The organism is Pantoea eucrina, from assembly GCF_001691555.1.
In the GTDB taxonomy this organism is placed as follows: Bacteria; Pseudomonadota; Gammaproteobacteria; order Enterobacterales; family Enterobacteriaceae; genus Pantoea; species Pantoea borealis.
In genome coordinates this window covers 142,500-142,961 of sequence record NZ_MAYN01000008.1, presented here as the reverse complement: position 1 = coordinate 142,961, position 462 = coordinate 142,500, and the positions used below count along the sequence as shown (strand labels likewise).

Sequence of the window (462 nt, the reverse complement as noted above, 5' to 3'; positions counted from 1 at the left end):
CTTGAGACCCGGCCGCATCGCGCATCGTTCTTATTACGGAGAACGAATACGACGCGGTCGTTTCAAATTTTCAGCTTGTTCCGGATTGTTAAAGAGCAAAACTTCGCAATGCGCCCTGAGGTGCATTCTGAAGTATTTTTCAGGACTGTAATGGTGGAGCTAAGCGGGATCGAACCGCTGACCTCCTGCGTGCAAGGCAGGCGCTCTCCCAGCTGAGCTATAGCCCCATACAGTCACTGCAGAGACCTTCTACTACCACTCAACTTCTCTCCAGGGAGAAACGTTGATTTGGCTCAGGCAAGGCATGTTTCCGCGAAGCATAGTGAACTATGCGAGCCGGAGACATAACGCAGCATGAGACAAATCTGGTAGGCCTGAGTGGACTTGAACCACCGACCTCACCCTTATCAGGGGTGCGCTCTAACCACCTGAGCTACAAGCCTGTAGAGGTTTTTCTGCTCG

2 tRNA genes and 1 other annotated feature (1 of these 3 cut by a window edge) are annotated in these 462 nt (G+C 52.2%); both genes read right to left on the bottom strand.

Annotated features, from left to right (window positions below):
- Positions 1-151: 151 nt before the first annotated feature.
- Positions 152-227, bottom strand: a tRNA-Ala gene (locus BBA90_RS19415).
- A 139-nt stretch (positions 228-366) separates the two neighbouring features.
- Positions 367-443 (bottom strand) — tRNA-Ile (locus BBA90_RS19410).
- Positions 443-462: a sequence feature (16S ribosomal RNA rRNA prediction is too short), on the bottom strand (it continues 870 nt past the right edge of the window). (Overlaps the previous tRNA gene by 1 nt.)